At 70.9% G+C, this 1073-nt stretch carries 1 protein-coding gene; it reads right to left on the bottom strand.

The genetic code is table 11. The features are described 5' to 3' along the window. The coding region (locus AB0L95_RS42260; RefSeq protein WP_365172011.1) for a hypothetical protein at positions 1-1057 on the bottom strand (1057 nt) is incomplete at its 3' end. Positions 1058-1073: the final 16 nt, after the last annotated feature.

Below are 1073 nucleotides of genomic sequence, written 5' to 3'. Positions count from 1 at the left end.
CGCCCGGCGGAGGAGGCAGCGTGTCGGAGTTCATCCGGTGGACGTGAGCCCAGTCGCCCAGCATCTCCTTGAAGTTGAGGATCTCCCGGTTCGCCAGCACATCCCTCGGCGTGATCAGGTACGACGCCGACACGCCGTCCTTCGCGGCCTGCAGAGCAGCGTTCACGAAGAACACCCACGACTTGCCCTCACCGGCGGCCATGTTGACCATCTCGCCCCGGCCGAGGCCGATCACCGCATCCAGCTGCGTGTACCGCAGCGACACGCCCTGGCGGCTGCGCCGCACCCACTCGTACAGCGCTGCGATCTTGTCGTCCTGCGACCCGCGCCAGTACAACTCCTTCAGCCGTTCCTCACCGACGCGGTCCAGCCGCTCGTGCTCCGGCACGCCGTGCGCCGACCGGGCCCCGATGTCGAACAGCTTCTGCGCCGCCTCATGCGCCTTGTTGGCGCTCGCCAGGAAGCCCTCGTAGGTGGCGGTGTCCAGACCGGCGCGCTCGACCCAGCCGCCCTCCTCGTGCGGCAGGAAAATCTTCGGCTGCCGCAGCCAGGCCCCGTTCCCGTCCTTGATCTGGCGGTACATCAGGACCTTGTCCGCCGCGGTGTCGGTGATCCGCTCGTTCTCCTTGCCCAGCACCACGATGCTGCCGTCGTGCAGGATGAGCTCGGTCTCGCTGTCCGTCTTCCTGGAGATCACCTCGCCGGTGCCGCGGCGCGGCGGCCCCCACAGACCGTCGAAGCCGCGCTCGAAACTCACCCCGTCCGGCAGCACGACGTGCCGCAGCTCACCCGACGCGTCGAAGAGCGCCGTCGACCCCTCCCGCAGCCGCAACGCGAAGTCGTTCCCGTCCCGGTCCCTGCCGGTCACCGTGTCCGGCCGGGCCGCCCTCTCACGCATCGTCTCGGGCGTGAAGGGCCCGTCGGCCCGGTCGGTGGGTGCCCCGCCGTGGCCGGCCCGTGCGGCGCCGTCCTGCGGCGTCCGGCCGCCGTCCGACGGTCCGCCATGCCGCACGGAGGAGGAATTCGCCGTCCGCGACTCCGGCGCGGTCTCCGACACACCGCGGGGCTCCTGC

The organism is Streptomyces sp. NPDC052036 (assembly GCF_040680495.1).
In the GTDB taxonomy this organism is placed as follows: Bacteria; Actinomycetota; Actinomycetes; order Streptomycetales; family Streptomycetaceae; genus Streptomyces.
This window is presented reverse-complemented; position numbering and strand designations above follow the sequence as displayed.